23 protein-coding genes are annotated in these 25,218 nt (G+C 62.9%); 9 read left to right on the top strand and 14 right to left on the bottom strand.

Features of this window, described 5'->3' with window-relative positions; all coding sequences use genetic code 11:
- Nucleotides 1–17 precede the first annotated feature (17 nt).
- The 6 genes from ACFVTE_RS06995 to ACFVTE_RS06970 all read right to left on the bottom strand — a co-directional run bounded on the left by ACFVTE_RS06995 (nucleotide 18) and on the right by ACFVTE_RS06970 (nucleotide 6,579).
- Nucleotides 18–1,262, bottom strand: a complete 1,245-nt coding sequence (locus ACFVTE_RS06995; RefSeq protein WP_387098549.1) for a CaiB/BaiF CoA transferase family protein — start codon at nucleotides 1,260–1,262, stop codon at nucleotides 18–20.
- An 86-nt stretch (nucleotides 1,263–1,348) separates the two neighbouring features.
- Nucleotides 1,349–2,116 carry an IclR family transcriptional regulator gene (locus tag ACFVTE_RS06990; RefSeq protein ID WP_387098547.1) on the bottom strand — a complete coding sequence of 256 codons (768 nt, stop codon included), beginning with the start codon at nucleotides 2,114–2,116 and terminating at the stop codon, nucleotides 1,349–1,351.
- A 72-nt stretch (nucleotides 2,117–2,188) separates the two neighbouring features.
- Complete coding sequence (locus tag ACFVTE_RS06985) at nucleotides 2,189–3,148, bottom strand: 2-hydroxyacid dehydrogenase (RefSeq protein WP_387098545.1); 960 nt, start codon at nucleotides 3,146–3,148, stop codon at nucleotides 2,189–2,191.
- Nucleotides 3,149–3,189: 41 nt separating this feature from the next.
- A complete protein-coding gene (locus ACFVTE_RS06980) occupies nucleotides 3,190–4,716 on the bottom strand; it encodes an aldehyde dehydrogenase family protein (protein ID WP_387098543.1) in 1,527 nt (508 codons plus the stop codon).
- A gap of 50 nt (nucleotides 4,717–4,766) precedes the next feature.
- Entirely contained in the window at nucleotides 4,767–5,453 is a 687-nt protein-coding gene (locus ACFVTE_RS06975; RefSeq protein ID WP_387098541.1) for a methyltransferase, read from the bottom strand.
- A gap of 1 nt (nucleotide 5,454) precedes the next feature.
- The gene (locus ACFVTE_RS06970; protein WP_387098539.1) at nucleotides 5,455–6,579 is read right to left on the bottom strand and encodes a zinc-binding dehydrogenase; all 1,125 of its coding nucleotides are present in this window, start codon (nucleotides 6,577–6,579) and stop codon (nucleotides 5,455–5,457) included.
- Between the two features lie 123 nt (nucleotides 6,580–6,702).
- Between ACFVTE_RS06970 and ACFVTE_RS06965 the strand changes: the two genes are divergently transcribed.
- The 3 genes from ACFVTE_RS06965 to ACFVTE_RS06955 all read left to right on the top strand — a co-directional run bounded on the left by ACFVTE_RS06965 (nucleotide 6,703) and on the right by ACFVTE_RS06955 (nucleotide 11,991).
- Nucleotides 6,703–7,683: a glycerate kinase gene (locus ACFVTE_RS06965; RefSeq protein ID WP_387098537.1), complete on the top strand. Its 981-nt coding sequence runs from the start codon at nucleotides 6,703–6,705 to the stop codon at nucleotides 7,681–7,683.
- Nucleotides 7,684–8,559: 876 nt separating this feature from the next.
- Nucleotides 8,560–9,900, top strand: a complete 1,341-nt coding sequence (locus ACFVTE_RS06960; protein WP_387098535.1) for an MFS transporter — start codon at nucleotides 8,560–8,562, stop codon at nucleotides 9,898–9,900.
- Nucleotides 9,901–10,539: 639 nt separating this feature from the next.
- Nucleotides 10,540–11,991, top strand: a complete 1,452-nt coding sequence (locus ACFVTE_RS06955; RefSeq protein WP_387098533.1) for an amidase — start codon at nucleotides 10,540–10,542, stop codon at nucleotides 11,989–11,991.
- 376 nt (nucleotides 11,992–12,367) lie between these two features.
- Here the strand turns inward: ACFVTE_RS06955 and ACFVTE_RS06950 are convergent, their stop codons facing one another.
- Nucleotides 12,368–13,309: a hypothetical protein gene (locus ACFVTE_RS06950; protein WP_387098531.1), complete on the bottom strand. Its 942-nt coding sequence runs from the start codon at nucleotides 13,307–13,309 to the stop codon at nucleotides 12,368–12,370.
- A gap of 913 nt (nucleotides 13,310–14,222) precedes the next feature.
- Between ACFVTE_RS06950 and ACFVTE_RS06945 the strand changes: the two genes are divergently transcribed.
- Nucleotides 14,223–14,741 carry a methyltransferase family protein gene (locus tag ACFVTE_RS06945; RefSeq protein WP_387098529.1) on the top strand — a complete coding sequence of 173 codons (519 nt, stop codon included), beginning with the start codon at nucleotides 14,223–14,225 and terminating at the stop codon, nucleotides 14,739–14,741.
- Between the two features lie 36 nt (nucleotides 14,742–14,777).
- Nucleotides 14,778–15,404 carry an MBL fold metallo-hydrolase gene (locus ACFVTE_RS06940; RefSeq protein WP_387098527.1) on the top strand — a complete coding sequence of 209 codons (627 nt, stop codon included), beginning with the start codon at nucleotides 14,778–14,780 and terminating at the stop codon, nucleotides 15,402–15,404.
- A 63-nt stretch (nucleotides 15,405–15,467) separates the two neighbouring features.
- On the opposite strand, the gene ACFVTE_RS06935 is transcribed toward ACFVTE_RS06940, so the two are convergent.
- Nucleotides 15,468–16,223 (bottom strand): SDR family NAD(P)-dependent oxidoreductase, encoded by a 756-nt coding sequence (locus ACFVTE_RS06935; RefSeq protein WP_387098525.1) that lies wholly within the window; start codon nucleotides 16,221–16,223, stop codon nucleotides 15,468–15,470.
- On the bottom strand, nucleotides 16,220–17,623 hold the full coding sequence (locus ACFVTE_RS06930) for a DUF6421 family protein (RefSeq protein WP_387098523.1): 1,404 nt from the start codon (nucleotides 17,621–17,623) through the stop codon (nucleotides 16,220–16,222). The genes ACFVTE_RS06935 and ACFVTE_RS06930 overlap by 4 nt, the downstream gene beginning before the upstream one ends.
- A 258-nt stretch (nucleotides 17,624–17,881) precedes the next feature.
- Between ACFVTE_RS06930 and ACFVTE_RS06925 the strand changes: the two genes are divergently transcribed.
- Together ACFVTE_RS06925 and ACFVTE_RS06920 are read left to right on the top strand one after the other, a co-directional pair.
- Complete coding sequence (locus ACFVTE_RS06925; RefSeq protein WP_387098521.1) at nucleotides 17,882–19,453, top strand: amino acid permease; 1,572 nt, start codon at nucleotides 17,882–17,884, stop codon at nucleotides 19,451–19,453.
- 223 nt (nucleotides 19,454–19,676) lie between these two features.
- The gene (locus ACFVTE_RS06920) at nucleotides 19,677–20,075 is read left to right on the top strand and encodes a hypothetical protein (RefSeq protein WP_387098519.1); all 399 of its coding nucleotides are present in this window, start codon (nucleotides 19,677–19,679) and stop codon (nucleotides 20,073–20,075) included.
- Nucleotides 20,076–20,096: 21 nt separating this feature from the next.
- On the opposite strand, the gene ACFVTE_RS06915 is transcribed toward ACFVTE_RS06920, so the two are convergent.
- Together ACFVTE_RS06915 and ACFVTE_RS06910 are read right to left on the bottom strand one after the other, a co-directional pair.
- The gene (locus ACFVTE_RS06915; protein ID WP_307031180.1) at nucleotides 20,097–20,246 is read right to left on the bottom strand and encodes a lmo0937 family membrane protein; all 150 of its coding nucleotides are present in this window, start codon (nucleotides 20,244–20,246) and stop codon (nucleotides 20,097–20,099) included.
- Between the two features lie 153 nt (nucleotides 20,247–20,399).
- Entirely contained in the window at nucleotides 20,400–21,323 is a 924-nt protein-coding gene (locus tag ACFVTE_RS06910; RefSeq protein WP_387098517.1) for a LysR family transcriptional regulator, read from the bottom strand.
- A gap of 260 nt (nucleotides 21,324–21,583) precedes the next feature.
- Here ACFVTE_RS06910 and ACFVTE_RS06905 point away from each other — a divergent pair, with 260 nt between their 5' ends.
- Nucleotides 21,584–21,925, top strand: a complete 342-nt coding sequence (locus ACFVTE_RS06905) for a YgjV family protein (RefSeq protein ID WP_387098515.1) — start codon at nucleotides 21,584–21,586, stop codon at nucleotides 21,923–21,925.
- A 93-nt stretch (nucleotides 21,926–22,018) separates the two neighbouring features.
- Nucleotides 22,019–22,390 carry a hypothetical protein gene (locus ACFVTE_RS06900; protein ID WP_387098513.1) on the top strand — a complete coding sequence of 124 codons (372 nt, stop codon included), beginning with the start codon at nucleotides 22,019–22,021 and terminating at the stop codon, nucleotides 22,388–22,390.
- Between the two features lie 9 nt (nucleotides 22,391–22,399).
- Here the strand turns inward: ACFVTE_RS06900 and ACFVTE_RS06895 are convergent, their stop codons facing one another.
- The 3 genes from ACFVTE_RS06895 to ACFVTE_RS06885 form a co-directional block, all read right to left on the bottom strand.
- The gene (locus ACFVTE_RS06895) at nucleotides 22,400–23,818 is read right to left on the bottom strand and encodes an MFS transporter (protein ID WP_387098511.1); all 1,419 of its coding nucleotides are present in this window, start codon (nucleotides 23,816–23,818) and stop codon (nucleotides 22,400–22,402) included.
- 116 nt (nucleotides 23,819–23,934) lie between these two features.
- Nucleotides 23,935–25,002: an LLM class flavin-dependent oxidoreductase gene (locus ACFVTE_RS06890; protein ID WP_387098509.1), complete on the bottom strand. Its 1,068-nt coding sequence runs from the start codon at nucleotides 25,000–25,002 to the stop codon at nucleotides 23,935–23,937.
- A complete protein-coding gene (locus ACFVTE_RS06885; protein ID WP_387098507.1) occupies nucleotides 25,002–25,217 on the bottom strand; it encodes a 4-oxalocrotonate tautomerase family protein in 216 nt (71 codons plus the stop codon). The genes ACFVTE_RS06890 and ACFVTE_RS06885 overlap by 1 nt, the downstream gene beginning before the upstream one ends.
- Nucleotide 25,218 lies beyond the last annotated feature (1 nt).

Genomic DNA, 25,218 nt, shown 5'->3' with positions numbered 1-25,218 from the left:
TGACTCTGGCTGGTGCTCTAGCTGGGGTTGTGTCGGGACTGGGCGGCGGCCGGTTCGGGGCTTAGGGCAGCAGCGCCGCCATCAATGAGATTCCGCAGTTCCGTGTCCGAGATGCCGGCCCCCTGCAGGATTTCCTTCGTGTGTTCACCCAACAGCGGCGGCGCGTTCCGGATAGGGGGACGCTCGCCGTCGAACGTCATGGGGAGGCCGACGGTGGTCAGCTCTCCCAGGGTCGGGTGCTGCATTTTGGCCACCAGTCCGTTGTGGATGACCTGGGGGTCGGACATCGCTTCCGAAAGGCTGTTGACCGGGGCGCAAGGGACTCCGGCGTCCTGAAGGGTCTTCAGCCACTCATCGCTGGGACGCTGTGCCATGAGTGTGCCGAGCTGATCGGCGAGTTCTGCCCGGTGCTCCACTCTTCCGACATTTGTGGCGTATTTTGGGTCGCTGGCAAGCTCCGCCCGGCCCAGCCCTGCACACAGCAGGCGCCAGAACTTGTCGTTGATGACCGCAATGTACACGTAGCGGTCGTCTCGGCAGCGGAAGGCCTGGTAGGGCGAGAACTGCGGGTGCGCGCTCCCCAGCCTCGGCTGTTCTTCGCCGTTAATGAGGTACTCCTGCGCGCGGGGTCCTAAGGCAAATACGGACACGTCGAGCAGGTTCAGTTTGACTTCGCTTCCCTGTCCGTCGCGCTGCCGGCCCACCAGCGCTGCAAGGATCGCATAGCCTGCCATCATCCCGGCGCCGAAGTCCGGAACACTGACGCCCTGCCTGGAAGGCGGGCCATTTTCCTCGCCGGTAATCGCCATGGCTCCGGAGAGTGCTTGGACAATGGGGTCGTTGCCAGCCAGATCCACGTATGGCCCTGAAGTTCCGAACGCGGAGATCGACGCGTACACAAGGCCGGGATTGCGCTCGGCAAGGCTCGCCCGGTCCACTCCGAGCTGCGCGGCTTTTCCGGGCCGCAGATTCTCCACCACCACGTCCGCTTTTTCGGCCAGGCGGAAGAAGACTTCCCGGCCTTCCGGCTGCTTCAGGTCAAGGGCTACGCTGCGCTTATTGCGGTTCAATGACAGAAATACAGCACTCTGGTCACCCGCGTAGATGCTGCCGGCTTGTCTTGACATATCCCCGGTGAAGGGCTTTTCGATCTTGATAACGTCGGCGCCCAGGTCCGCCAGGACCATGGTGCACCACGGGCCTGCGGCAAGGTGGCTGAGATCCAGGACCGTGATTCCTTCAAGCGGCAATCGTTCGGCCATTACTACTCCTTGGTTCGTATTTAGGAAATCGGTTCGAGCATGTGCTGACAGTTCGTCACGATGCAGGGTTTAACTTGTGTTGTCTGTTAGCGAGTAGAGAGTGCGGTGGATACGGTGGCAGCGGCCTGGACTACTTGGGCGCCGAGCTCCTTTTTCTCTGCGGCGTTCGTGCTGGAGCCAAGATAGGCCAGGCTCAGTGCTGCAACAACCTTTCCCGTGTGGTCACGTACGGGGGCTGCGAAGCCGGTGATGGCCGAATGCAGCTCCTGATTGTCGAGCGCATAGCCGCGTCTGGCCTGCTCCTGCAGGTCTTTACGGAAGGCGTCGGCGTCCGTAATCGTGTGGCCGGTCATGCGTTCGAACACATGCTCTGCAAGCCACTGCTCCCGGTCGGCTTCAGGCAGGGCTCCTACGAGTACCTTGCCCAAGGACGTCACATGTGCGGGGATGCGGGTCCCTACGTGCGTTACCAGCCGTACCACGCTGTCCCGGTTCTCGACCTTTTCTATGTAGAGGACATCGTGTCCATCCAGTACAGCGAGGTTGCACGTTCCACCGGTGCGGCCGGACAGTTCCTCCATCGCAGGTCTGGCAAGCTCCGGGAGATCAACGAGTTCCAGCGCAGTGGCCGCAAGAGAGAACAGCCGGAGACTCAGCCTGTACCTTTGGCTGGCGTCCCTGACCACGAACTCCTTGGCCTGCAGGGTTTGCAGGAGCCCGTGCGTGGTGCTTTTGGGCAGGTCGAGTGCCTGGGCGATCTCAATCATCCGCATGGGTGACTTGCGTTGCGAAAGCAGCTCCAGGAGAGCGGCAACACGCTCGACCGAGCGAACAAATCCGTTGTCGCTGACCAATTTTCAAAACTCCTTCTCCGGCTGCACAGTCTATGGAACAGTAACAGCAGGCCCACTCGAATCGTTGCTTGCCTATCCGTTGACGGGTGTCACGGGAGGTCGGCCATCAAGCACGGCCAGAGCATTTTTCACGGCAAGCAGTGCCATGCCCGTCCGCGTTTGCTCCCCGGCGCTTCCAATGTGGGGGGTGAGCACCACATTGTCCAGTTCCAGCAGTCCCGGATGAATGAGCGGCTCATTCTCGAAGACATCCAGTCCGGCCCCGCGGATGCGTTTAGCCTTCAGCGCCTGCACCAGTGCGTCCTCATCTATTAGCTGGCCGCGGGCCGTATTGATGATTACCGCCCCGGGTTTCATGGTGGCGATCCCCTCGGCATCGATCAGGTGGCGCGTCTGGGCTGTAAGCGGTGCATGAAGGCTTATAACGTCAGCCGTGGCCAGGAGCTGGCTCAACGGCATCCGTTCCACCCCGCCGCTGGCAGTTGGTGCGGAGCCAGCGGCGATGACGCGCATTCCGAAAGCCCGAGCCCTTTTGGCAACGGCTTCCCCGATGCGACCGTAACCGACGACGCCGAGGACTTCCCCGGCGAGGTCGCGGCCGAGGAAGACGCGAGGTCCCCACGACCAGGACTCACCGCGCCGCAGGAAGGCATCGGCCTCGACAATCCTGCGGTTGAGCGCCAGCAGGAGACCCATTGCCAGGTCTGCAGTTGCATCGGTGAGGACGTCGGGCGTATTGGTGACCGTGATGCCGCGGCTCCTGGCGGCTTCGATGTCGACGTTGTCGGTGCCAACTGAAACCGCAGAAACCACCTGCAGCTGAGGGCCGGCGCGGTCGAACAGTTCGGCATTCATCACCTCGGTGAGCAATGTAATGATCCCCGCAGCACCGCTAACCCCGTTAAGGAGGTCATGCCGGGTGGGCGGCAGGTCGCGGTGCGGGTGCACCACGAGCTCTCGTCCGGAGTTCCGCAGTATCCTCATCGGTTCCGGCCCGAGGTCCCGTGTAATGTACAAGTGCCCTGTAGGCATGACCACCTCCGTGTGACTAGATCGGTTTATTGCCGGATGACTCAGGCCGGGTCGGTTCCGTTGTCCAGGGTGAGGCCCCGGCGTCCTGAGACCGCCTTACCTGGCTGGGACCCACTGCTGTGCTTGAGGTAAACCACCTTCGTCTGGGTAAAGAAGTCAGCGTTGGTGAGACCGATTGAGAAGGCTCCCAAGCCGGATTCCTTCACGCCGCCGAAGGGTACATGCGGCTGGCTGACCGTCCCGTGGTTGACGTGGATCATGCCCGCGCGGGTTTCCCGGCTGAAGCGCATGACCAGATCGAGGTCTTCGCTGAACACCGCCGCCGCCAATCCGTAATCGGTGTCGTTGACGATGTCGATCGCTTCGTCCACGTCCTTGACGCGGGTAATCGTCAGCACGGGGCCGAAGATCTCCTCGCGGGCGACTGTCATATCCCGCGTGACGTGATCAAGGATGGTTGGGGCGTAGTAAAGGCCGTCCGGAATCTGCCGGTCGGGCGTCGTCCGGACGGCGCCTTCCTCGATGCCCTGGCGCACGTAGCCGGAAACTTTGGTGAGCTGCGCGTGATTGACCAGGGGCCCGACGACGGTGCCTTCGGCGTCGCCCGGGCCCACCTGCAGGCCGGACCATGTCTCAGTGAGAATGGCTACCAGGTCGTCGGCGATCTCTTCGCGCACTAGAACCCTGCTGATCGACGTGCAGCGCTGCCCGGTGGCCTGGATCGCGGCGCTGGTGATTTCCGCGGCGACAGTGCGCAGGTCCTCTGCGCTGTGAACGTAGGCGGCATTCTTGCCGCCGAGTTCAAGTTGCACGGCGCCCATGCGTCGGGCAACAGCCTCGTTGACCGTCCTGCCAACGCCGGTGGAACCTGTGAAGGAGACGCCGGCAATCCGGCGGTCTTCCGTGAGCTGTGTTCCAACTTTTGAGCCTCGACCTGTCACTACGTTCAGGACGCCTTCCGGCAGGCCGGCTTCCCGGAGCAGGGCTGCGAGGGCCAGCGCGGTGAGCGGGGTTTCGAGCGCTGGCTTGAGGACAACGGTGTTGCCGAAGATCAGAGCGGGAGCGATTTTGCGTACGGGGGCGACGGCTGGGAAGTTCCACGGTGTAATGGCCGCCACAACCCCGATGGGTTCGCGTTCGGTGTAGACGAGCTGGCCCGGTGCGCGGCTGGGGATGGTGGTCCCGTGGATGCGGGTGCCCTCTCCGGCAGCGTACTCCAGCTCCATCCGGGCGCGGCCGAGCTCGCCGCGCGATTCTGCCAGCGGTTTACCCATTTCCCGAGTCATCAGCCGGGCGAGGTCTTCGAGGTTCTCTCCGATAAGGTCGCTCCAGCGGCGGAGGATGTCGCCTCGTACCGGTCCGGGGGTCCTGGCCCAGCCGGGGAGTGCGTGCTCGGCGGCACTGATGGCGGCCTCGACGTCCTCCCGGGTCGAATCCGGAACAATGCCGACGATATCGTCCTTGTCGGCCGGGTTCAGGGTCTCTACTCCCTCGCCGGAACTGGGTACCCAGGCGTTGTTGATGAAATTGACCCCGTGCGGGTACTCAAGCGTCTGCTGATCAAGCATGGTGTTCTGCTCCTTGTAAGTTCTGTAGTGTGCTTCGGGCCGGCCGGTATTTATCTGCTCACGCGCTGAACGGTCAGCCCGGCATCGACCCAACTGCGGTCCCAGCTGTCATCATTGATGGCCAGGGTGGTGATTCGTTCACGTTCAACCACGGCCTCGGCTGCTGCAACGACGTCGGCGACACGGTGGCGTGGTACAAAGACGATGCCGTCTTCATCGCCAACTACGAGGTCTCCTTGGCTGACTGCCGTGCCTCCGATTGCAACGTTGCCCCGAATCAGTCCGGGCCCGTCCTTGTAGGGGCCCAAGTGGGAGACTCCGCGGGCAAAGATCGGGATGTCGAGTCCGGCAAGCTCGGAGAGATCGCGGACCGCACCGTCGAGCACGATCCCTGCTATTGCCCTGTTCTGCGCATAGCTGCCTAGGAGTCCTCCGATGATCGCGCGGTCTGTTTGCCCGCCGGCGTCGATCACCAGCACGTCGCCCTGCGCCGCCATGTCGACGGCCTTGTGGACCACCAGGTTGTCGCCGGGTCGAGTCTGCACCGTCAGTGCGCGCCCGATCATGCGCACCGTCTTGGGGGTTGCAGCGTTTGAGATGACAGGGGCCAGCCCGACGGCCCCGCCGAAGCGCTGCATGGCGTCAGAAAATGCGGCGGTCGGGAGATTGGCGCAACGCGCAAGAAGGTCAGTGGGGATCTCAGTGACCTCGTCGTATACAAGACACTCGGCCGTCATTTCAGATACCTGCCGATGCCGGCCGTAGGACCGCTTTCATCACGGCGCCGGCCTTTACGTCGGCGACTGCTTCATTTGCCCGCTCGAGGGGGTATTCGGAGAGAAGGGCAGCAAGATCGAACTCAGCGAGCAGTCGGGGGAGGGTCTGGATGTAACGAATGTAGTGCTGTGGAGAGAAGCCCCAAGACCCCTGAACGGTCAACTGCTTTCGCGTGATGTAGTGAGGGTTAATGGGAGTCGTGCCGTGGTCCGTGTATTGCCCCACCACGCAATACTGTCCGCCCGGACGGACCATTTCGATACCCTCGGCCACAGCCGAAGGGATGCCGGCGCATTCAATAACTACGTCTGCGCCCTGGCTATGGGGGGTAAGGGCCTTGACCGCGGCGATGCGGTCCTCAGCGCTGGTTCCGTCCATAACGTCAAAGTGCTCGTGTCCCACGCCGAGTTTGGCAGTGATCTCCAGCCTCGAAGCGGGACCGCCCACGATGATGACCTTCGCTGCGCCCGATAGCTGGGCGTAAATCGCGGCAGCAACACCCACGGGCCCGCTGCCCTGGATCACTACGATGTCCCCAAAGCTGATCTTTGTTTCATAAAGGACGCCGTGGACTGCTGTCGGGCCGGCACAGCCAAGGGGGATGACATCCCGAGGGGTGATCCCGTCAGGAAGCTTCACAAGGGTGGTGCCAGGCTGCAGGTACATAGAGTCCGCCCACCCACCGGAAAGGTGGGGGAACGTGTCGGCGCGCTGGTTGATACCGTAGATCCGCCGTGATCCGGTGCAGAGCGTCGGCTGCTGTTCAACGAGGCAGTACCTGCACCTGCCGCATGCCACGCTGTTCTGCCACGCGACGGCGTCACCAACTGCAAGCGGATTCCCGAGAACGTCGTGGGTGAGACCCTTGCCGAGAGCAGCGATGCGTCCCACTGCTTCGTGCCCCAGGACGACGGGGGTTGGAATGGGCAAGCGGCCAGCCTGCAGGTGCACATCAGTGCCGCAGATTCCTGCGTACTCAACGTCAACAACAGCCGCGTTCTCACCTGGTTCCGGGATGTCGAAACTTCTCATTTCAAAGGGCTGTTCGAAAGCTGAAAGCACCATTGCTCGACTCTGAGCGGTCATCTGATTCTCCTTGGGTAACACCTCATGGGACCCGTCCAGTTCATATATACGGACTGAGTTCTAAATAAGGTACCTTCTTGTCGGAGCTTATTCAACCCTTTTGTATTGATAAGGAGCACGAGCATGAGGATCTTGGCAGCGCCGGATAAGTTTCGCGGAACCGCAACCGCGGCCGAAGTGGCCGACGCGATAGCGATGGCTGCACGGGGTCTGGGCCATGTGGCGGAGAGTCTGCCGATGGCCGACGGGGGCGAAGGCACGTTGGAGGCATTGGGGGGCGCGACGGAGGTTTCCGTGGTCACCGGCCCAGACGGCATACCCAGGGAAGCGCGCTGGCGGCTCTCGGAGGGGACGGCTGTTATCGAAATGGCCCGCGCCTCCGGCCTGGCCCTACTGCCGGGTGGGATCAACCATCCTTTGGCGGCCACATCCGCAGGCACAGGTGAGCTCATTAGGGAAGCCTTCGACCGCCGGGCCCGTACGGTCATCGTCACCATGGGAGGCTCCGCCACCACGGACGGAGGACTGGGAGCAATAAATGAAATGGGCAGCATCCCCAGCGGTGCCCGGCTGATTGTCGTCTGCGATGTGGAGACGCGGTTCAAGGATGCAGCGCGAGACTTCGGCCCGCAAAAGGGCGCATCTCCCGAGCAGGTTGCTGAGTTGACTGAGCGGCTTGAAGATCTCGAAGCTGAGTATCGGGACAGATTCGGAGTCAACATCGGAGATACGGTTGGCTCTGGGGCAGCTGGAGGCCTGGCCGGCGGGTTGCTTGCTGCGGGAGGGAGCCTGCATCGCGGATTTGACTACGTCGCGGGCATGCTGAACCTGGATGCCGCGATTGACAGGGCCGATATTGTGCTGACCGGTGAAGGACTCATTGATTCCCAGTCCTTCAAGGGAAAAGTGGTGGGAGGAGTCGCCGCCAGAGCCCGCATGCGAGGTATTTCTGTTGCGGCGGTGGTGGGCAGTGTCGCTCCCGGATTCGTCAGCCCGATTCCGGCCCGCAGCCTTGTGGAGACGGTGGGCCCGGCGGCCGCGATGGAAGAAACGATTTCGGCGGTTGGCGAAGCTGCAACTCTTGTCATCACGGACCTGACTTAGGCCACGGTCAACACCACGCGGCCGGCTAGAGTTACCGCGCACCTAGCCAACCGAAATGGGGCATCAATGGGCGGGCATCGCAGTGCATGACAGAGAAAGCTCTGAGGACCCACCAACGGCGCGCGAATTCCCATTGCCCCAGTGAAGATTTGTGTCCCCGAGCCGGTCCGCACGGTCTCGTCCTTCCCGGCTGCATCTGCTGCAGTGGAAGTCCTTCGGGGAGCCCGTGCGGTGCGGCGCAGGCCAGCCGTCCGCCGAAGAGGCCGGGGATGAACCAAGGCAAAGCGACCTGCCGGCTTAGCTCGCCACCCGCACCGTGCATTACGCATGCTGCCTAATGCACGGTGGTAACACCTCAATTCCATGCATCGTCCAGCGCCTGGGCGACGACGAAGGCACCCTTCCTCCCCATCTAGCAGTCTGCAGCGGCACGGCGTCAATTCCTTCCTCGTGCTGCATCAGGCCGGCTGCACGTTTTACGCACCAGTGACACAAAGCACAAAAAGCTTGTTTTGCAGCAAAAAGGGTCGTACCTTATTTGGAACTGGGTACCGCATCTCGAACTGGTGCGATCCGGGAGTACCGAAACAAGGAGAATTACGTGACCGCTCAGAGCCGAGCAATGATGCTTTCGGACGACCAGCAGCCCTAACGCTCCACGAAGACCAAAATCGTCTGTCCGGGCCAAATGCCTTGAACTGACGCCACATCCATCTCCGCACTTCCTCCGATTACCGATGCCGCACGATGCAATGGCGGACATCAGCGGGGGAAATAGCGAAAACGACGTCCACACTTTCTCGAGGAGACTTCCATGTCAGAACAGCAACCGGCCGGCGCGTCCCTGGTTCACACCATCGACGAGGGGGACCGACGATGAACGCTGAAGCCAAGACTGCTACCACACCCCGTTCCCCAGCAGCCACCCTGGGCCGAGGCAACCGTTACCGGTGGGGGATCGGCGGCCTTCTGGCTGCGGGCGCTTTCGTCAATTACATCGACAGAGTCAACATTTCGATTGCTGCCACCCCGCTCAGTGAATCCCTGCACCTGTCCCCCGGAGAGCTTGGACTGCTCCTGTCGGCCTACCTATGGACTTACACAGTTCTGCAGCTACCGATTGGCTACCTGATCGACCGCATAGGCGTGCGATGGGTCATGCGAGTCGCGGTAGTTTTGTGGACTGTCTCCTCTTTCGTTACCGCCATAAGCGGCGGCCTCGGGCTCTTGTTGATTTCGCGGCTACTCCTGGGAATTGGCGAAGCCCCCGCATGGCCGGCGTCCTGGAAGGCCATGGGATATTGGTTCCCGGCTCGTGAGCGCGGCAGATGCATCAGCCTGCTCGACGCGTCTTCGAGGGCCTCAAACGTGTTGGGCTTGCCCGTCATGGCCTATGTGGTTTCCGTTTTTGGCTGGCAGTCCGCATTCGTCTTGACAGGGGTCGTCAGTCTGGCCTACACGATCGCGTTCTGGGTCATCTACCGCAACCCCGCGGAGGCCCGCCGAGCGGCCAAACTATCCGCAGCCGAACATGAATACATCCTGGAGGGAGGCGCACAGCAGGAGACGTCCCCGTCCGAGTCCCCATGGTCGAACGTCAGCTATCTGCTGCGTCGCCGCAAGACCTGGGGATTGGCCATTGGCTACGCAAGCTACGTGTATGTCTATTACCTTCTGTTGTCATGGCTGCCCTCCTACTTGGAAAAGTCGCAAGGTATGAGCGTCCTGAGTAGCGGAATATACTCCGTGGTTCCTTGGCTTGTGGCGGTCATTGCCGAGCTTGCTATTGCCGGGTGGCTGATGGATCGCCTCATCCGGCGTGGATTTGACCCCACGAAGACCAGACGTGCCTTCCTGGTCCTCAGCATGGTCGGTGCGCTGGGCGTCGCGGGAACCGTGACGACCCACGACATCGTCGCTGTGATGGTGTATCTTTCGATCGGTGCTGCCGGGCTGGCTGTCAACGCTCCAACGGGTCAAAGCATTATCACCCTCATCGCGCCCCGAGGATCCGTGGCCTCTTTGGGCGGCATTGTCAACGGGGCGGCAAATCTTCTCGGCTTAACCGCCCCGATCGTCACCGGTCTCGTCGTCGAGGCCACCGGAAGCTTTGCGGGTGCCTTCGTAATCGCCGGGATCGTCACAGCGATCGGAATACTCTCGTACGTCGTGGTGCTCGGCCGGATCGAACAGATTCCCGAACCGTCCCAGTCATAGGCGCGTCCGTACCGGGCCACAAAAGTCCAAAAATCTCGCTTCGAAACGAAATCAGGAATCGGCTACGCCTGCCGGGCAGGTCTACGCAGGGCCCGACTTGAGCCGCTGTCGATGGACGCATTCCCGCAATCGGATCGGAAGGCAGTGATCCACCACCGCCTGGATGCAGCTCTTGCCATCAAGTTCCACGCTTCTGCTCCGGGTCGCCTTTCCCTGCCGCCGATTATCGACTGAATCTCTCCTGAGCTATGCCGCTAGGGCCTGAGCACGGTATTGCACCGGGCTCAGGCCCTCAAGCGTGATTCAGAGTCCTTGGGTGTTGTACCAGGTTGTATTCGACAATTGCGGTTTCGAGTGCTCCGGCACTTTTAGCCGCCCAGCCAACAAAGAGCCGTTCGGCCTAGGTGAGTGAGCGCAGTTTTGCAGTTGTCCTTATTGCTTTGGTTTCTTCCAGCGAAGCTAGGGGGTGCCGCCGGAGGCTTCCTCCGCGACAGGATGGACGAAGCCATCTCCGTTGACGAAACATCAGGAACAGGCCAGAACCGGGGATATTGCCTGATCTTCAGGTTGAATCGTTTTAGTGTAGGGGCAGATCCGGTATCGGGTCCCCGGGTACCAAGTCAGTGAAGGACGCATGTTGTGAGTACGTCGTTACTGCGCAGGCTCAACTCCGGCCTGGACGATGCAACCGGCATCGCCGGGAAGGTCCGCACCGGCCGGCGCAGCGCCGTCGACGTCCTGGCCCGTGCCCGTGCGGTGGCGGAATCGGCTGCAGGCAAGACTGTGAATGCTTTCATTACCCAAGACTGGGACCGTGCCGCCGAGGCCGCCGCCGCTCTCGACAAACGCCGTGCCGCCGGCGAAAAATTGGGGCCACTGGCCGGAGTGCCGCTCAGCGTCAAGGATGCTATTGCAGTTGCCGGGTTGCCGGTAACCGCCGCCAGTCTCGCGTTCGCAGACAGGATAGCGACCACGACTGCGCCGGCCGTGCAGCGTCTGCTGGACGCCGACGCGATCCTGATCGGCAAAACCAATTGTCCCGAGTTCGCGTTCGGCCCCACCTGCGACAGTCCGTTAGGGGGCCGGACGACCAATCCGCGGTTTCCGTCGGCCACCCCGGGCGGTTCCAGCGGGGGCGAGGCGGCCGCCGTCGCTGCAGGAATCTCCGCCCTGGGGATCGGCTCGGACTACGGCGGTTCCCTCCGATGGCCCGCCCAGTGCGTGGGAATAGCAGCATTGCGTCCGGGGGTGGGCAGCCTTCCCGGCGAGGGGCAAGTTCCCGGAACGGATGGGTCTTTCGGCGACGACGGCAGTATCCCGGCTGCCGGCACCGGGGTGCAGGGCACCTTTCAGACCATCGGCCCCATGGCCCGGTCCGTGCGCGATCTTCGCACCGCCTTTCGGATCATGAGGGACCAGCCGGGTACCGGTGCTGCCGAACCGGCCACGCTTGTCGGTAACGACGCCGCCGCGGCCTTGCCCGGGAAACTTCCGATGCGGCTTTTGTGGACCGATGGCAGCAGATTCGGCCCGGTCCGGCGGGAGGTCCGGGACATGATGGAACAGGCCGCTGCGAAACTGGCCGCGGACGGCAGTGAGATCCGTGAAGAACCGGAAGCGTTGAGCGGCTGCCTGCCGGCCTACGCCCGCCTGCGGGCAGTGGACCCCATGAAAGAACATGCCGCAGCAATCAGGGGTCGGGAACACCTCGTCAGCGCGCCGAACCTGCACACCATCCGGTCGACGTTCCTCTCCAGCCCCGCCGAAGTCCGGCACGCCTGGAGAGCGGCCCAAGCTGCGCGGAAGGCGGCACAGGAACAACTTGCCGCAGTCGACGCCCTCATCCTGCCCGTAGCGGGCGGCCCCGCCGCCGACGCGGAGGGGCGGCTGGACATCGACGGGACGTCCGTCCAGGACTGGGAAATCATGGGGCACTGCCGGGCAGTAACACTCACCGGCTGCCCCGCAGTCTCAATTCCCATCGCCATGTCATCCGACGGGCTCCCACTATCCATCCAGATTGTGACCGGCCCCGGACTCGAACTCCACGCGCTGGACATCGCCGAACAGCTGGAACTGCTTCTCGCCTAGGCAAAGCCAAGTTTGCGCCCGCATCCCCAACCTCCCGGCCGATGGCACGGCCAGGTGCCTGCCGCCACAAGCCCTAACGCGGTGACGGGCCGAGTACGGTTCAAACCGGCCTTTATGCAACTCCGATAACCACGATTCCGTCAACCATCGGGAGCGGTCTGACGAGTCATCCCCTGTAGGTCGTCGGTGACGCCAGTCACTTTTCCCCCCAAAACACTAGCTTGTCGACCAAAATGATAACGAAGCCATTCATTTGGTTCTGTCAAGAACGCAAAAGCAAAGAGCAGAAATGTCTCTTACGATTGGGCCTGTCCGCCGCCACTTCCGTATTCTTTGGAAGGGCAGCGGAGACGCCAGTCGCCGCTGCCAGCATTACTCATCCCTTAACCTCCGCCTCCGATTTCATAAGGCTCAACCTGTCGGCGATTCGGGCAAATGCGTGCGCGGAGATAGGTTCCGACTTCGAAAGTACCTCGGAGCACCTTGCAGCTAAATGGAGCGCCTGGGGACCTCGGCAATCCATGAACTTCGATAGCAGATCCCCATTAGTAGAGTCAGCGAAAAGATCCGTCACTGGCCCCTTATTGGTCCTGGATGAACAAATGCGCAATATGTCATCATCTACCTGTCCTGCCAGGATTTTCTCTTTGCTTGCCGATGCCAGCCGCAGGAAGCTTGCAAAACGAGAATTAGTATGGACATTGTCCGCACACTCAGTTCCGGCGCTGCTGGCTAGCGTATCTGCAAAATCCTGCATGCTGAGATGCGCCAAGACGCGCCAAGCAGTCACTCGTTCCTTTTCAGGGATTGACGTGCCGAGCCACGCCAAGCTTGACTTGGGCGCATTCCTGAAATGCTTAACAAAATTACGGATGGGATTGAGGCGCGACAGTAGGCTGAGCCAATCACTAGGCCGATCATTGAATAGTTCAAGCCAGCCGAGGTTGATCGGGTCCTGCCCACTTTGAATCCCTCGCGCAACTATAAAATCTCGTAGCCGGTCGACCTGTTTCTCTGATAAGGCACCGTCCGTCCCCGCGGTACTACTCTCACCTGTTTCATTATAAGCAGCCTTATCCACTGCCGTCAGCGCGGTAGCTGTGAAAAGTACGAACTTTTGAATAGCGAGATATTGATCACCCACAGGCATTTCAAAAAGAACATCGATAAGCTTGGATAAGGAGGCACGGACCAGTTCGGTCCCCTCAGGAGTTCGTGGATAAGCAAAATAGAAGTGCAGTGCCAGCAAAGTAGCGGGCACGCCGCGGTCCATAACACCAACAGGAACAGTCCATTGTCCAAACGAGTCCGATGCCACTTCCGGTCTCCCCGAAATCAGGTCATCGAAGCCCGGTCGAGACTCCCAAAAACTCTCCGTTGCTGCCGGTGGAGTCATTGCGACGCGCCTGGGTGGATGCTCCGGAGCCTGGGGGCATCCGGCGGCGTTGCTCGATGGCGGCATGGCCGCCTACCGTGGCGCCCTGGAAACGGCAGCGCCTTCAATACCGCCCCGGGCTTTCACCGCCCGGTCATGGCCGGCGGACCTGCTCGCCGATCGACGAAACCGTCGAGGACGGAGCCGTGGTGGTGGATGGCAGAAACCGCGACTGGTACGAGGGCAGGCAGGACCCCATCGATCCCGCGCGGGGCATATCCCGGGCGCGGTAAACCTTCCGTGCTGCGGGAACCCTGAGCCGAACGGGAGGCTGGCGCAGCCGCGGCAGCTGCGGGAGAACTTTAGAGAGGCAGGCATTGAGTTAGCCGACGGGGTCATCTCTTACTGCGGCTCCAGTGTCACCGCCTGCTACAACCTCCTGGTGATGGAGCACGTTGGGCTGGGTAAGGGCCGGCTCTTCGTCGTCGGGTGGTCGCAGTATTGCCATGCCCCACACCTTCCCGTCGAGACGGGCCGCCAAGGTTCCCTTGGCGAAGCGAGGGCACAGCGGGAACGCCGGCAGCAGTCCCCGCCGTCGAAGGGTTGAGTTGGGGAGATTCCTGGACGACCTTGGGATGAAAGCGCGGTGACATTGGATCGGGCGTTCTGCGACAAGGAGTTCCATGCTTCCTCCAAGGACCCAGGCGGAAACTTGGAACTGGCCGGCGGCGGTGGTCCAGTGGTCCACCCTCCGGGACCTGGCTTCCTAACCCAGTCCGCCGTCGGCTCCACACGCCGACTGCCCGTGAAGGCGCGGACCATGACAGCACGGTGCGGTGCGGCTAGTCTGACGGGCATGGCCCAGACAGGATCGCCCGCACGCGCGTGGATCGGGACGGTCTTCTTCCTCTTCCTGGCGCCGGGCGTTGTCGCGGGCCTTATCCCGTGGGTCATCTCCGGCTGGCGGCGGTTCGACTGGGGCGGCGCAGGCTGGGCCGTTGTCCCGGTGGCCTGGCTCATGATCACTGCCGGCGCGGCATTCCTCCTGCACGCCTTTGCACTGTTCGCGATGCACCGCGGAACGCCCGCTCCGGTGGCTCCAACGGAGACGCTCGTCGTGACGGGGGTCTACCGATTCGTCCGCAATCCTATGTACCTCGCGGTGCTCACCATCATCCTGGCCCAGGCGCTGCTGTTCGGCAGCTGGTGGCTCGTGCTCTACGCCTTGATCGTCCTCGCAGCGGTCGTCGCGTTCGTGAAGGGCTACGAGGAACCTACCCTTACCAGCACCTACGGCGAGCAATATCTCGACTACCGGCGGAACGTCCCAGGCTGGTGGCCGCGGCTCTCACCCTGGCAAGCCCCTGAACCATAATTGACGAATCGCCCGTTATTAGAACTGAGGTAAAAAGTGAATTCAGCCGCTGCTATTCCTGTCACCGCCGTTCGCGTGGCCGAGTTGCTTCCCGAAGGCGAGCCGATGCCCGTCTACGTGCATATCATTGACCACCCCCAAGCGCGTGTGCTGGTTGACACCGGCCTGACCGAGCTACATCCGGCGGTCGCTGATATGCAACCCCGCCTCTGGCCGTTGAACGAGCAGGACTTCGACATCCGAGGTGTCGACATCGTCGTTAACACCCACCTGCACTTCGACCACTGCGGAGGCAACCACCTCTTCGCGGGCAAGCCCATATATGTCCAGCGTCAGGAACTCGACGACGCCCGCAACCAGAATGACTACACCATCCCCGAATGGGTGGACGCGCCCGGGACGCACTACGTGCCGGTAGATGGCGACTTCGAACTGCTTCCTGGGCTACGACTCCTTTCGGCACCAGGGCACACCCGGGGCTCACAGATTGTTGTCATCGACGGAGACCGAGGCCCGACTGTTATCGCTGGAGACACAGCAGTCTGGTTCGACGAACTTGATAACCCCCGCACCGAGGGACAGCGACTGGTGCGCTCGCTGGACCCCGAAATGGTGTGGCTTGCGCACCAGCACAAGCCGTGGTCCGAGGCGAAGCCCCGGTAGTTAGCGTCCTGCAGACGCCCCGCCGGTACCGCGGGACGCCCGCCTGGGAATCGACGCCGACGCTCAGGGCAGTGCGCCCACAAGGTGGCCGGCCGTTAGGGACAAGCGCTGCCCGTTGATCTGTTCTGCCTCCAGCTGGAAGATCCGCTCTACAGCATCGGCAAGGACGCCGACGTCGGTGAAGCCCGGAAATTTCCGTTCGGGCTGGGCTGCGCGCATGCGGTCATCGACCAGAGCCTTGACCACAAAGACCAGGGCGGCTGAGTTCTGAGCGGAGAGGCTTTCGTTTCCTCCCTGCAGTTGCCGGAGCCCGTCGGCCACGGCGAGGGTCCATGCCTCGGCGGCAGACTTGACGGCAGCATAGGCGGCGCCATCCGCCGTTGGCGAGGAAGCGGACTGCGCGGAAACGATGGCCAGGCGTCCGGCCGGGGAAGCCGCCAGGTCATCGTAAAACGCCCGGCTGGTGTTTCTCAGGGTGGTGAGGACGCTGGTGTGGAGGAAGTCCCAGTCGTCGTCCGACTGGCCTTTGATGCCCTGGCCGCCGCGCCACCCTCCTACAAGATGGATGAGGCCGTCCACAGGACCGAGATCCTGTCGGACTGACTTCGCCAGGTCTTCAACGGCTTGCAGGTCCGCGAGGTTGCAGACATAGCCTGTGACGTTGTCGTACGTGCCCGAGAGCTCCTGCACCCGGTCTTCAAGAATGTCCACGGCGGCTACGTATGCCCCTGCCTGCGAGAGGGTGCGGACCACTGCAACGCCGGCAGCGCTTGTCGAACCGGCGACGACGACCGTGCGCCCCGAGAGGTTCTGGCTCATGCGCCTGCCTCGCCCTCAGTCTTCACAGGGCTCTTACCGGTGATCCCGGCAGTTGATTCAATGACCGGGCGCATCTTCTTCTCCAGGGCTTCGTAGAACATTGACAGGGGAAATTCGTCATCAAGAACCTGGTCCGTCAGTCCCCGGGGAGGGCCGTCGAGCGGAAGGGCCTCCGGTCCCTTGGCCCAGGCGGAGGACGGGCTGGGGGTGAGGGTTTCCGAGACGAGCTGATAGGCAGCCAGCCAGTGTGCGGTCTTCGGCCGGTCGATCGAACGCCAGTAGAGTTCCTCGATGCGGACACCCAGCTCGACGACCACGGCGGCGACGTTGTTCCAGTCGATGCTCAGCTTTCCATCGGTCCAGTGCAGGACCCGGTGCTGGTGCATCCAGGCGAACAGCAACTGGCCGCCCACGGCGTCGTAGTTGCGGACCCGATTCCCGGTGATCGCGAAGCGGAAGATGCGGTCGAAGATCACAGCGTACTGCACCAGCCTGGCGTGCTTGCGGGCGTCGTCGGAAGCCGTTTCATCCCGCTCGATGAGGACTGACTCGCGGAAGGCGGTCAGGTCACAGCGAAGCTCCTCAAGGGAGTAGAGGAAGTACGGCATCCGCTGCTTGATCATGAACGGGTCAAAGGGCAGGTCACCTCGCATGTGCGTCCGGTCATGGATTAGGTCCCACATGACGAAGGTCTTCTCCGCGAGGTGTTGGTCCTCGAGCAATTCCGCGGCGTCAGCCGGCAGGTCCAGTGCAGTAATGCCGGCAGCAGCTTTGAGGACGCGACGGAACCGGGCAGCTTCACGGTCCGCGAAAATGCCTCCCCATGTGAACGAAGGGGTGCTCCGGACCGCCACGCTCTCGGGGAAGAGCACTGCGGAGTTCGTGTCATAGCCGGGCGTGAAATCGACGAAGCTGATGGGGACGAACAGCTTGTTGGAGTAGTTTCCTGCCTCCAGTTCAGCGACGAAAGCAGGCCATATAACCTCGATGAGGACGGCCTCAAAGTAGCGGTTGGTACTGCCGTTCTGCGTGTACATGGGAAACACCACCAGGTGCGGCAGCCCATCGATGCGCCACTGCTCGGGGTGGAAGGATACCAGCGAGTCGAGGAAATCAGGTACGGCGAAGCCCTCGGACGCCCACCGCTGGAAGTCCTGCCCGAGCAGTTCAAGGTATTCCCTGTCATGGGGAAGGTGGGGACGCAGGTCGTCGATTGCGCCAGTAATGGTGCTGACGTTCCGGCGGGCCTGGTCGTGCTCAGCGGGTTCCGGAACGGAACCGTCCTGGGCTTGAACCTGCTGCAGTCCAATGACGGCTGTCTTTAGAGCCTGCCATGCCGGGAGCGCCTTGAGGTCTTCTGCCCGGGTGGTTGTCGCTTCGGGTCTTGCGAGGACAGACATGTTCGTTCCTTCCGTTGAGGGGTCCCGAAGAACGTAGCAATGGGTAAGCATGCATGATGTGTTTTTTCGACAAGAGTAAGGAATTCTTGTGCTCACGCCGGTTCTTTCCGGACCTATCCGTAAGACTTCGAGCGTTCGCCGGGCAACATTCGCTTCGCAAGAGGGCTCTTTCTCTCCGTGTGTTAGCTTGATCACCGTCCTTTCCGGCCGGGCCCGCCGGAAAGTTCAATCCACCGCAGCTACCTTCCCGGAGGCATCATGGGACTCAGCTCCCTCACGCAAACAACTTCCACAGACATCAAAGACGATGAAGTGGCACAGCCCGGATACGCCCCAGCCACAGGGGCAGCTCGCAGGTCCGACGAAACCGCCAACGAACTCAAGCGCGGGCTAAGCAGCCGCCACCTGCAGATGATCGCCATAGGCGGTGCGATCGGTACTGGGCTGTTCGTGGCCTCGGGCGGCACTATTTCCCAGGCGGGCCCCGGCGGTGCGTTGGTCGCCTACGCGCTGGTCGGGCTGATGGTCTTCCTGCTGATGCAGTCACTCGGGGAGATGTCGGCCAAGATTCCGGTCGCCGGTTCCTTCCAATCCTTTGCCACCCGCTTTGTCTCCCCGTCCTTTGGGTTCGCGATCGGCTGGAACTATTGGTTCAACTGGGCCATCACGGTGGCCGCCGAACTGGTCGCGGCCGGAATCATCATGGACTTCTGGTTCCCGGGGGTCCCGGGCTGGGTGTGGGCCGGGATATTTCTACTAGTGCTGGCCGGGCTCAACGCCCTGTCCGCGAAATCCTTCGGTGAGTCAGAGTTCTGGCTCTCCCTCATCAAGGTCACCGCAGTGGTGCTCTTCCTGATCGCCGGAGTGCTGATGATCTTCGGCATCCTCGGCGGCAACTCCCCGGGGCTCAGCAACTGGGAAACCCGGGATGAAGTGTTTCACGGGGGCTGGGTCTCGATCATTTCGGTCTTCATGATCGCCGGGTTCTCCTTCCAGGGCACCGAGCTGGTGGGCGTGGCCGCAGGCGAAGCCAAGAACCCGCGCCGCGAAGTGCCGAGGGCTATCCGCACCGTCTTCTGGCGCATCATGCTCTTCTACATTGGCGCCATCTTCATCATCGGTTGCCTGATCCCGTTCACCGATCCGAGCCTGCTGGCATCCGGCGAGGCCGATGTTGCGGCGTCGCCGTTCACCCTGGTCTTCTCACGCGCCGGCATCGCCTTCGCCGCAGCCCTGATGAACGCGGTCATCCTGACCGCCATCCTGTCCGCGGGAAACTCCGGACTCTACGCCTCCACCCGGATGCTTTACGCCATGGCCCACGACGGCATGGCCCCAAAGGTCTTCGGCCGAACCAACGCACGCGGCGTGCCGATCCCGGCGTTGCTGGCGACCACGGCAGTGGGGCTCTTCGGGTTCCTCTCCGCTATCGTCGGTCAGGGCGCGGCCTACTCCTGGCTGCTGAACATGTCAGGCCTGTGCGGCTTCATCGTCTGGGCGGGGATCGCGGTCTCCCACTACCGTTTCAGGCGAGGCTTCCTGGCCCAGGGGAACAAGGTCAGCGACTTACCGTATAAGGCGTCGCTGTTCCCCATTGGCCCACTCCTGGCCTTCGCCCTGCTGGTCCTGGTGATCGCAGGACAGAACTACGAGGCTGTGCTTGCCGGGCGGGTGATGGAGGTGCTTTCCTCGTACATCGGCTTGCCGGTCTTCATTGTCCTGTGGCTGGGTCACCGCTACATCACCAAGTCCAAAATGGTGCCGCTGCACGAGATGGATCTCGAGGCACCCAAGGACGTTGAGGACGAACCTGGCGGCGGCACCCGGTGACCATGCTGCCGCGGGCCTGCCCGACGCATTGATCGGGAAACCGGGAAGCCAGGTGGGAACTGCACCCGGCTTCCCGGTTGCCCGTGGCGGTCATTACCGACTGTTTCTGATGGAACGTGCCGTCATTCGGGTGCGGGTCCCCCCGCGCCAACCTTTCCTCAAGGAACGCGTCCCAGAGTTGATATCGGCGGAACGGCTTTCACTTCGGATCGAAAGGACGGCAATGAACATCAGGCGCACTACCCTGTCGGCAGCGGCACTGTTTGGGGCCCTGGCGATGGCCGGCTGCGCCTCGTCAACCCCGGCGCCAGCCACGACCAAGGCACCCGCCGCCACGCCCGCAACGAAGGCCGCCGCCACGCCCGCAACCAAGCCTGCAGCCCAGAAATTCACGGCAGCCACCAGCGGCAAGCTCCTGGCGGCCCGGCTCATGGCACGCGTCCACCCCAAGGACGCGGGAGTAAAGATCACCGGGGTGGAGTGCAAGAACTTCCCGAATCTCAAGGTCGGCACCCATACCGACTGCCAGGCAAGGGTCAACGGCGCCAAGCGCGGGTATCTCGTCACGTTCACCGAGCGCGACGGACACTACGTCGTCAAGGCGCAGAAGAAAACCTGGTAGCCGCTGGGCGCGGGCGCAAGGCTATACGCGGGAGGACCTGCCGCGGAGGAAGTGGAAGATCAGGACCACCACAGCGATAACCAAAAGCAGGTGAATCAACCCGCCGCCGATGTTGCCGAGCAGGCCGAGAAGCCAGAGAACCGCAATAATGATGGCTATCCAAAGCAACATGACAGTCTCCTTTGTTTGTCGCGGATGGAAACGCCAGTTTGGGCGTCCCTGCCGCTCCATCGGTGGTGCTTCCACACTATGCCTGGATCAGGTTGCCGAAAATAGCCATACCCCGCCTATTTGTCCAGAGCTCTGAACAATCAGGGCAGAAGCTCAGGACGTGGACCGCGTGTCGAACGCCGCGGCCGATTCCCGCAGCAGGCGAGCGACGGTATCCACCGGCGTACTGGCTGACCGTCGCCGGTCGAACCGCCGCAGGACGATGCGTCGCGTGCCCAGCCCCGGAACGTCCAGGATGTCCACCCCGGCCTGATTGATTCCGCTCAACGCCAGGGTGGGCACGATGGCAACGCCCTCGCCCGCGGCGACCAACGCCAAAGCGGTCAGCGTGTCCTGGTACTGGTGGACGGTCTCCAGTTGGGCGCCCGTCGATTCGCGGAGCCGGCCGAGCACCGAGGCGTTGGCTGCTGAAGAGTCGACGCCGAGCCACGGCAATGGCAGGCGGCCAAGGTCGATGTTCTCGGTGCTGAGCAGGGCGCCCGCCGGAACCACCAGTTTCCAGGGCTCGTCCAGCAGGGGTTCCTCGGTCATTCCGGCGGTAAGCGAACGATTGCCGGCCGTCGTCGAATCGAGCTCCACCACCACGGCGTCGAGCGCGCGCTGCCGGAGCAGCCGCATCAGGGCCGGAAAGTCGTCCTCGATCATCCGGATCTGCAGCTGCGGGTACTGGGTACGCCACTCCGGCAGCCGCGGAATCACCACCGTGCGGACGAAGCTCGTGAATCCGCCCACCCGCACCACGCCTGCGATCTTGGCCCCGCCTTCGATCCGGGCGCGGGCCACGCTGAGCGCCCGCTCGATCTCCTCGCCGGCTTCTGCAATGGCCAGACCGGCGGGGGTCAGGACCGAGCCTTTGGGCGTGCGCACCACCAGGGCGTGCCCCGTCTCGTCCTCTAACTTGTTGAGTTGCTGGGACACAGCCGAGGGCGTAATTCCGAGCTCGTCAGCCGCGGCGAGCACCCCGCCAGTGCGGGCAACAGCAAGAAGAACTCGCAGCCTGCGCGGATCGATATCCATGTTAAGTAGTTCTAAACCATATCTTCAGCGGAATGCAATTGATCTAAAGTTACTTCTTCCTCATAATTGCTGTTAAAAGTACAGGTAAGGGATACAGCCCGGCCGCTCATTAGTGGGCCCGCCGGACGATTGGGCAGATGCTGTTCAAACCGCCACTGATCCCATTGGCAATGGAGCCAGTTCCGAAAACTCATACATACAGCCCTCATCTCCACTCCGTCCAGTGAATGGCAGCCGGGCATCAACCCTGAAAGGACATCATGGAACTGCTGTGGGAAATCTCCGGTTGGGCAGGTGCGGTCGCCATTCTCAGCGCCTACCTGGCCGTGTCCATGGGGTGGCTGAAGGCCGGCAAGGGCTTCCAGATCGCGAATCTCCTCGGTTCGTGCGCCTTTATTGTCAACGGCGCCTTCCACGAAGCATGGCCCTCCGTGGTCACCAACGTCGCCTGGTTCCTCATTTCCGCGGTGGCGCTGGTCCGCATGCGCGCCCAGGAGGCGCCGCCGGTGGCGGCTGTTGAGCCTGTGCCGGTGCAGTTCCCCGGTGTCCCGGAAACCGGCCAGCTGGCCATCATTGAGGCGCCCCAGGCTCGCTGCGCCTAAGCAAACGACGACGACGGCGGGACGTCCCGCCGTCGTCCGCTTTTAACATGATTCCCCTTATGATTTCGGTACCGCCGTTTTCTAGGGAGTGACGTGCGAGCTACATCGGTCCGGCGGAATTCCGCCGTATGGCAGGCCTGGCTCTGGCTGATTGGAGCCGGCTTCGCCGTGCTGCTTGCCGGGATCGTCTTTGGCCTGCAAAAGACAGGCCCGCTTTGCGGCAGCCCACTGATGCCGGACAGCCGTGCCGCTGAAGCATTTGACGCGCTCCACCGGGGCGCCGGATCAGCGGCGGCCTGCTACCACAGCATCGGAGCCGCCGCCGTTCCCACCTGGATCATGATTGCGCTGGGCGTCGTCCTGGTCCTGGCGGGCGTGACCGTCCGGATTGTCGCCATCAGCCGGTCAGCCCCCACGGATCAGAAAGCAGACCCGGTTCAGAACGCAGACGGCAGCACGCCGTAAAGAGCTGGCTCAAGCAGGGCTCACTGCGCCGTCCGCAGCCGCCTGCGCATACGAGGCCGAGACGCGGCGGTAGACCGGCGTCAGAAAAGCTGCCAGCGCGGCCGCGATCATGATGATTCCGGCCACCAGGAACACCAGGGCAATGCCGCGGGAGGTGCCCTCGCCCAGGAGCGGGGCCAGCTGTGCGGCGCCCTCGGCGGACCGCGCGTACGGAATGATCCAGAACTGGGCAATCGGCGCGATGAGGAATGCGGTGACCGGCGCCGCGGCCGACTCGAAGGCCATGGCGAATCCGAACACCCGGCCCTGGCGCGGCAGCGGCACCACCTGCTGGATGACGGTCTGCTCGGCGGCCTCCACGAACGGTATCAGCACCAGGTACAGCCAGATGCCCGCGATGTACAGCCATGCCCACTCCCGCAGGGTGAACACCGCACCGAGGAGCCCCATCACGGCCACGGCGATCAGCAGGGTGCGCAGCGGGTTCCTGCCAAGCCCGAACTTGCCGATCAGTGCGCCGCCCACGATGAACCCGGTCGACCCGAGCGCAAAGACGGCGCCCCACATCTCCACAGAGAACATCTCCAGTCCGTACGGGTCCATCAGCGCCATGTAGACGCCGCCGATGAAGTTGTTGAACGTGGAAAACAGGATGAGCGCGAACAGTCCGGCGATGGCCAGCACGGCTGCGAGTGAACCGCGCAGGTCGAATCCACCCTGCGCATCCGAGGCGGCCGCTCGCACTTCCTCGGGCATGCGCAGGGTGAGCAGGTGCGCGAACGCCAATGCGGTGAGCACCAGGGCGACGACGATCGTCCAGCCCATGCCCAGCAGCCCGACGGACAGTCCGGAGAGCAGCGAGGTGACGATGAACATCAGCCCCTGCACCATGCCCACCAGCCCGTTGGCGTTGGCCCTCCGGTCCGGCTCGATGAGGATGGTGACCGTGGTGGACAGCGCGATGTTCCGCATGTTTTCCACCACAGCACCCACCAGGATGATCAGCGTGAAGAGCCAGAACCAGGGCCGGGACAGGTCCAGGATCAGGGTGGTGGGTACCAGCACGAACATGACACCGGACAGCACGAACATCACCAGCGTGAAGCCGGCGGCGAAGCGCATCACCGCGAGCTTGCGGTAGCGGTCCACGAAGGTGCCGAAGCTGATGCTCGACAGGGCGATCAGCAGCATGTAGACGCCGCCCACCACGCCGGTGGCGATCACATTGCGCGTCTCCAGGTACACCCAGAACGTCAGCGCGAACCAGAGGTAGCTGGTGGTGACGTTGGCCAGTGCCGTGTTCACCAGGATTCCGGTGAAGGTGCGGGACCGCTGTGCCGGAGTGCGCAAGGAGGTATCGACGGCGTCGGGATCGGTCAGAGTCGGAGCCTCGGCGTCCTCAACCGGGGCCGGTTCCTGCTCGGTCATGCGTCCCAGTGTACTGACCGCTGACGGGCACGGACACTGGCGCGAACGTACACTTGTGGCCCCAGGGAAGCGTTTCCCAAGGGCCACAAGTGTACGTTCGCGCTAAGCAGCCGGCTCTAGCGTGCCGCGGCTACGGGCTGTTCCTGAAAGGCCGGCACCACGTGCTCGATGAAGAGCTCGAGCGAGCGCTTCTTCTCCTCGTGGGTCAGGCTGTTGTCGGACCAGAGGCTGAACTCCGTGACGCCGAGCGCCTCGTAGTGGCGGAGCCGCTCGATGACCTCCTCGGGCGTGCCGATCATCGCCGTCTGGTGCAGGGACTCCGGCGTGAACTCCGGGCGGTCGGCGAACTTCTCCTCGGGGCTCGGCTCGAGGAAGCCGTTCGTCGGGGTGGTCTTGTTGCCGAACCAGGCGTCGAACGTCCGGTAGAACTTCTGGATGCCCTCGGCCGGGCGGCGCCAGCCCTCAGGCTCATCCGCGGGGTGGACGTGGGTGTGGCGGAGCACCATGAGGTCCGGACGCGGGACGCCGGGGTTGTTCTCCACGGCAGTGTCGAACTTGCGCGCGAGGTCCTCCACCTCCTCGTCGCCCTTCATCAGTGGCGTCACCATCACGTTGCAGCCGTTGGCGACGGCGAACTCGTGCGAGGAGATGTCCCGGGCGGCGATCCACATGGGCGGCGTCGGCTTCTGCAGCGGCTTGGGCACGCTGGTGGAGGTCGGGAACTGCCACACCTCGCCGTCGTGCGCGTAGTCACCTTCCCAAAGCGCGCGCACGGCCGGCACCATCTCGCGCAGGTGCTTGCCGCCGTCGACCGCTGACATCCCGCCCATGAGGCGGTCGAACTCGAACTGGTACGCGCCGCGTGCCAGTCCCACTTCCATCCGGCCGTTGCTGATGACGTCCAGGAGTGCCGTCTCGCCGGCCACGCGCAGCGGGTTCCAGAAGGGCGCGATGATGGTGCCGGCTCCCAGGCGGATGCGCGAGGTGCGCGCCGCCAGGTAGGCAAGCTGCGGCATCGGGCTGGGGGAGATGGTGTACTCCATCGAGTGGTGCTCACCGATCCAGACGGTGCTGAAGCCGCCGGCCTCGGCGATGAGGGCGAGTTCCGTCAGGTTCTCGAAGCACTCCCGGTGGGAGACGGACTCGTCCCAGCGCTCCATGTGGACGAAGAGTGAAAAGCGCATTAGGAACTCCTGCTTTCTGCCGCTGCCGCATTGCGTTCGGCAATGGTCTGGTTGCCGCGGGACCAGTGCTCGTGCTCAATCTCGCGGATGATGACGGTGGTGTTTTCCGGTACCGCGCCCACGGCCTTCTCGGCGGCGCGGTGCAGCTCGGCGATGAGCGCGCGGAGCTGTTCGGGGGTCCGCCCCCGGGCGATGGAAACTTCGATAAGAGGCATG

Origin of the sequence: Arthrobacter sp. NPDC058097, from assembly GCF_042884885.1 — a bacterium.
GTDB lineage: Bacteria > Actinomycetota > Actinomycetes > Actinomycetales > Micrococcaceae > Arthrobacter.
This window is presented reverse-complemented; position numbering and strand designations above follow the sequence as displayed.

Excerpts from the sequence above, each read along its gene's own strand:
- ACFVTE_RS06960 (WP_387098535.1), top strand. The coding sequence starts at position 8,560 with ATGAACGCTGAAGCCAAGACTGCTACCACACCCCGTTCCCCAGCAGCC.
- ACFVTE_RS06915 (WP_307031180.1), bottom strand. The coding sequence starts at position 20,246 with ATGTTGCTTTGGATAGCCATCATTATTGCGGTTCTCTGGCTTCTCGGC.
- ACFVTE_RS06925 (WP_387098521.1), top strand. The coding sequence starts at position 17,882 with ATGGGACTCAGCTCCCTCACGCAAACAACTTCCACAGACATCAAAGAC.
- ACFVTE_RS06985 (WP_387098545.1), bottom strand. The coding sequence starts at position 3,148 with ATGCCTACAGGGCACTTGTACATTACACGGGACCTCGGGCCGGAACCG.
- ACFVTE_RS06890 (WP_387098509.1), bottom strand. The coding sequence starts at position 25,002 with ATGCGCTTTTCACTCTTCGTCCACATGGAGCGCTGGGACGAGTCCGTC.
- ACFVTE_RS06935 (WP_387098525.1), bottom strand. The coding sequence starts at position 16,223 with ATGAGCCAGAACCTCTCGGGGCGCACGGTCGTCGTCGCCGGTTCGACA.
- ACFVTE_RS06980 (WP_387098543.1), bottom strand. The coding sequence starts at position 4,716 with ATGCTTGATCAGCAGACGCTTGAGTACCCGCACGGGGTCAATTTCATC.
- ACFVTE_RS06995 (WP_387098549.1), bottom strand. The coding sequence starts at position 1,262 with ATGGCCGAACGATTGCCGCTTGAAGGAATCACGGTCCTGGATCTCAGC.
- ACFVTE_RS06895 (WP_387098511.1), bottom strand. The coding sequence starts at position 23,818 with ATGACCGAGCAGGAACCGGCCCCGGTTGAGGACGCCGAGGCTCCGACT.
- ACFVTE_RS06965 (WP_387098537.1), top strand. The coding sequence starts at position 6,703 with ATGAGGATCTTGGCAGCGCCGGATAAGTTTCGCGGAACCGCAACCGCG.
- ACFVTE_RS06885 (WP_387098507.1), bottom strand. The coding sequence starts at position 25,217 with ATGCCTCTTATCGAAGTTTCCATCGCCCGGGGGCGGACCCCCGAACAG.
- ACFVTE_RS06975 (WP_387098541.1), bottom strand. The coding sequence starts at position 5,453 with ATGACGGCCGAGTGTCTTGTATACGACGAGGTCACTGAGATCCCCACT.
- ACFVTE_RS06945 (WP_387098529.1), top strand. The coding sequence starts at position 14,223 with ATGGCCCAGACAGGATCGCCCGCACGCGCGTGGATCGGGACGGTCTTC.
- ACFVTE_RS06910 (WP_387098517.1), bottom strand. The coding sequence starts at position 21,323 with ATGGATATCGATCCGCGCAGGCTGCGAGTTCTTCTTGCTGTTGCCCGC.
- ACFVTE_RS06970 (WP_387098539.1), bottom strand. The coding sequence starts at position 6,579 with ATGACCGCTCAGAGTCGAGCAATGGTGCTTTCAGCTTTCGAACAGCCC.
- ACFVTE_RS06930 (WP_387098523.1), bottom strand. The coding sequence starts at position 17,623 with ATGTCTGTCCTCGCAAGACCCGAAGCGACAACCACCCGGGCAGAAGAC.
- ACFVTE_RS06905 (WP_387098515.1), top strand. The coding sequence starts at position 21,584 with ATGGAACTGCTGTGGGAAATCTCCGGTTGGGCAGGTGCGGTCGCCATT.
- ACFVTE_RS06920 (WP_387098519.1), top strand. The coding sequence starts at position 19,677 with ATGAACATCAGGCGCACTACCCTGTCGGCAGCGGCACTGTTTGGGGCC.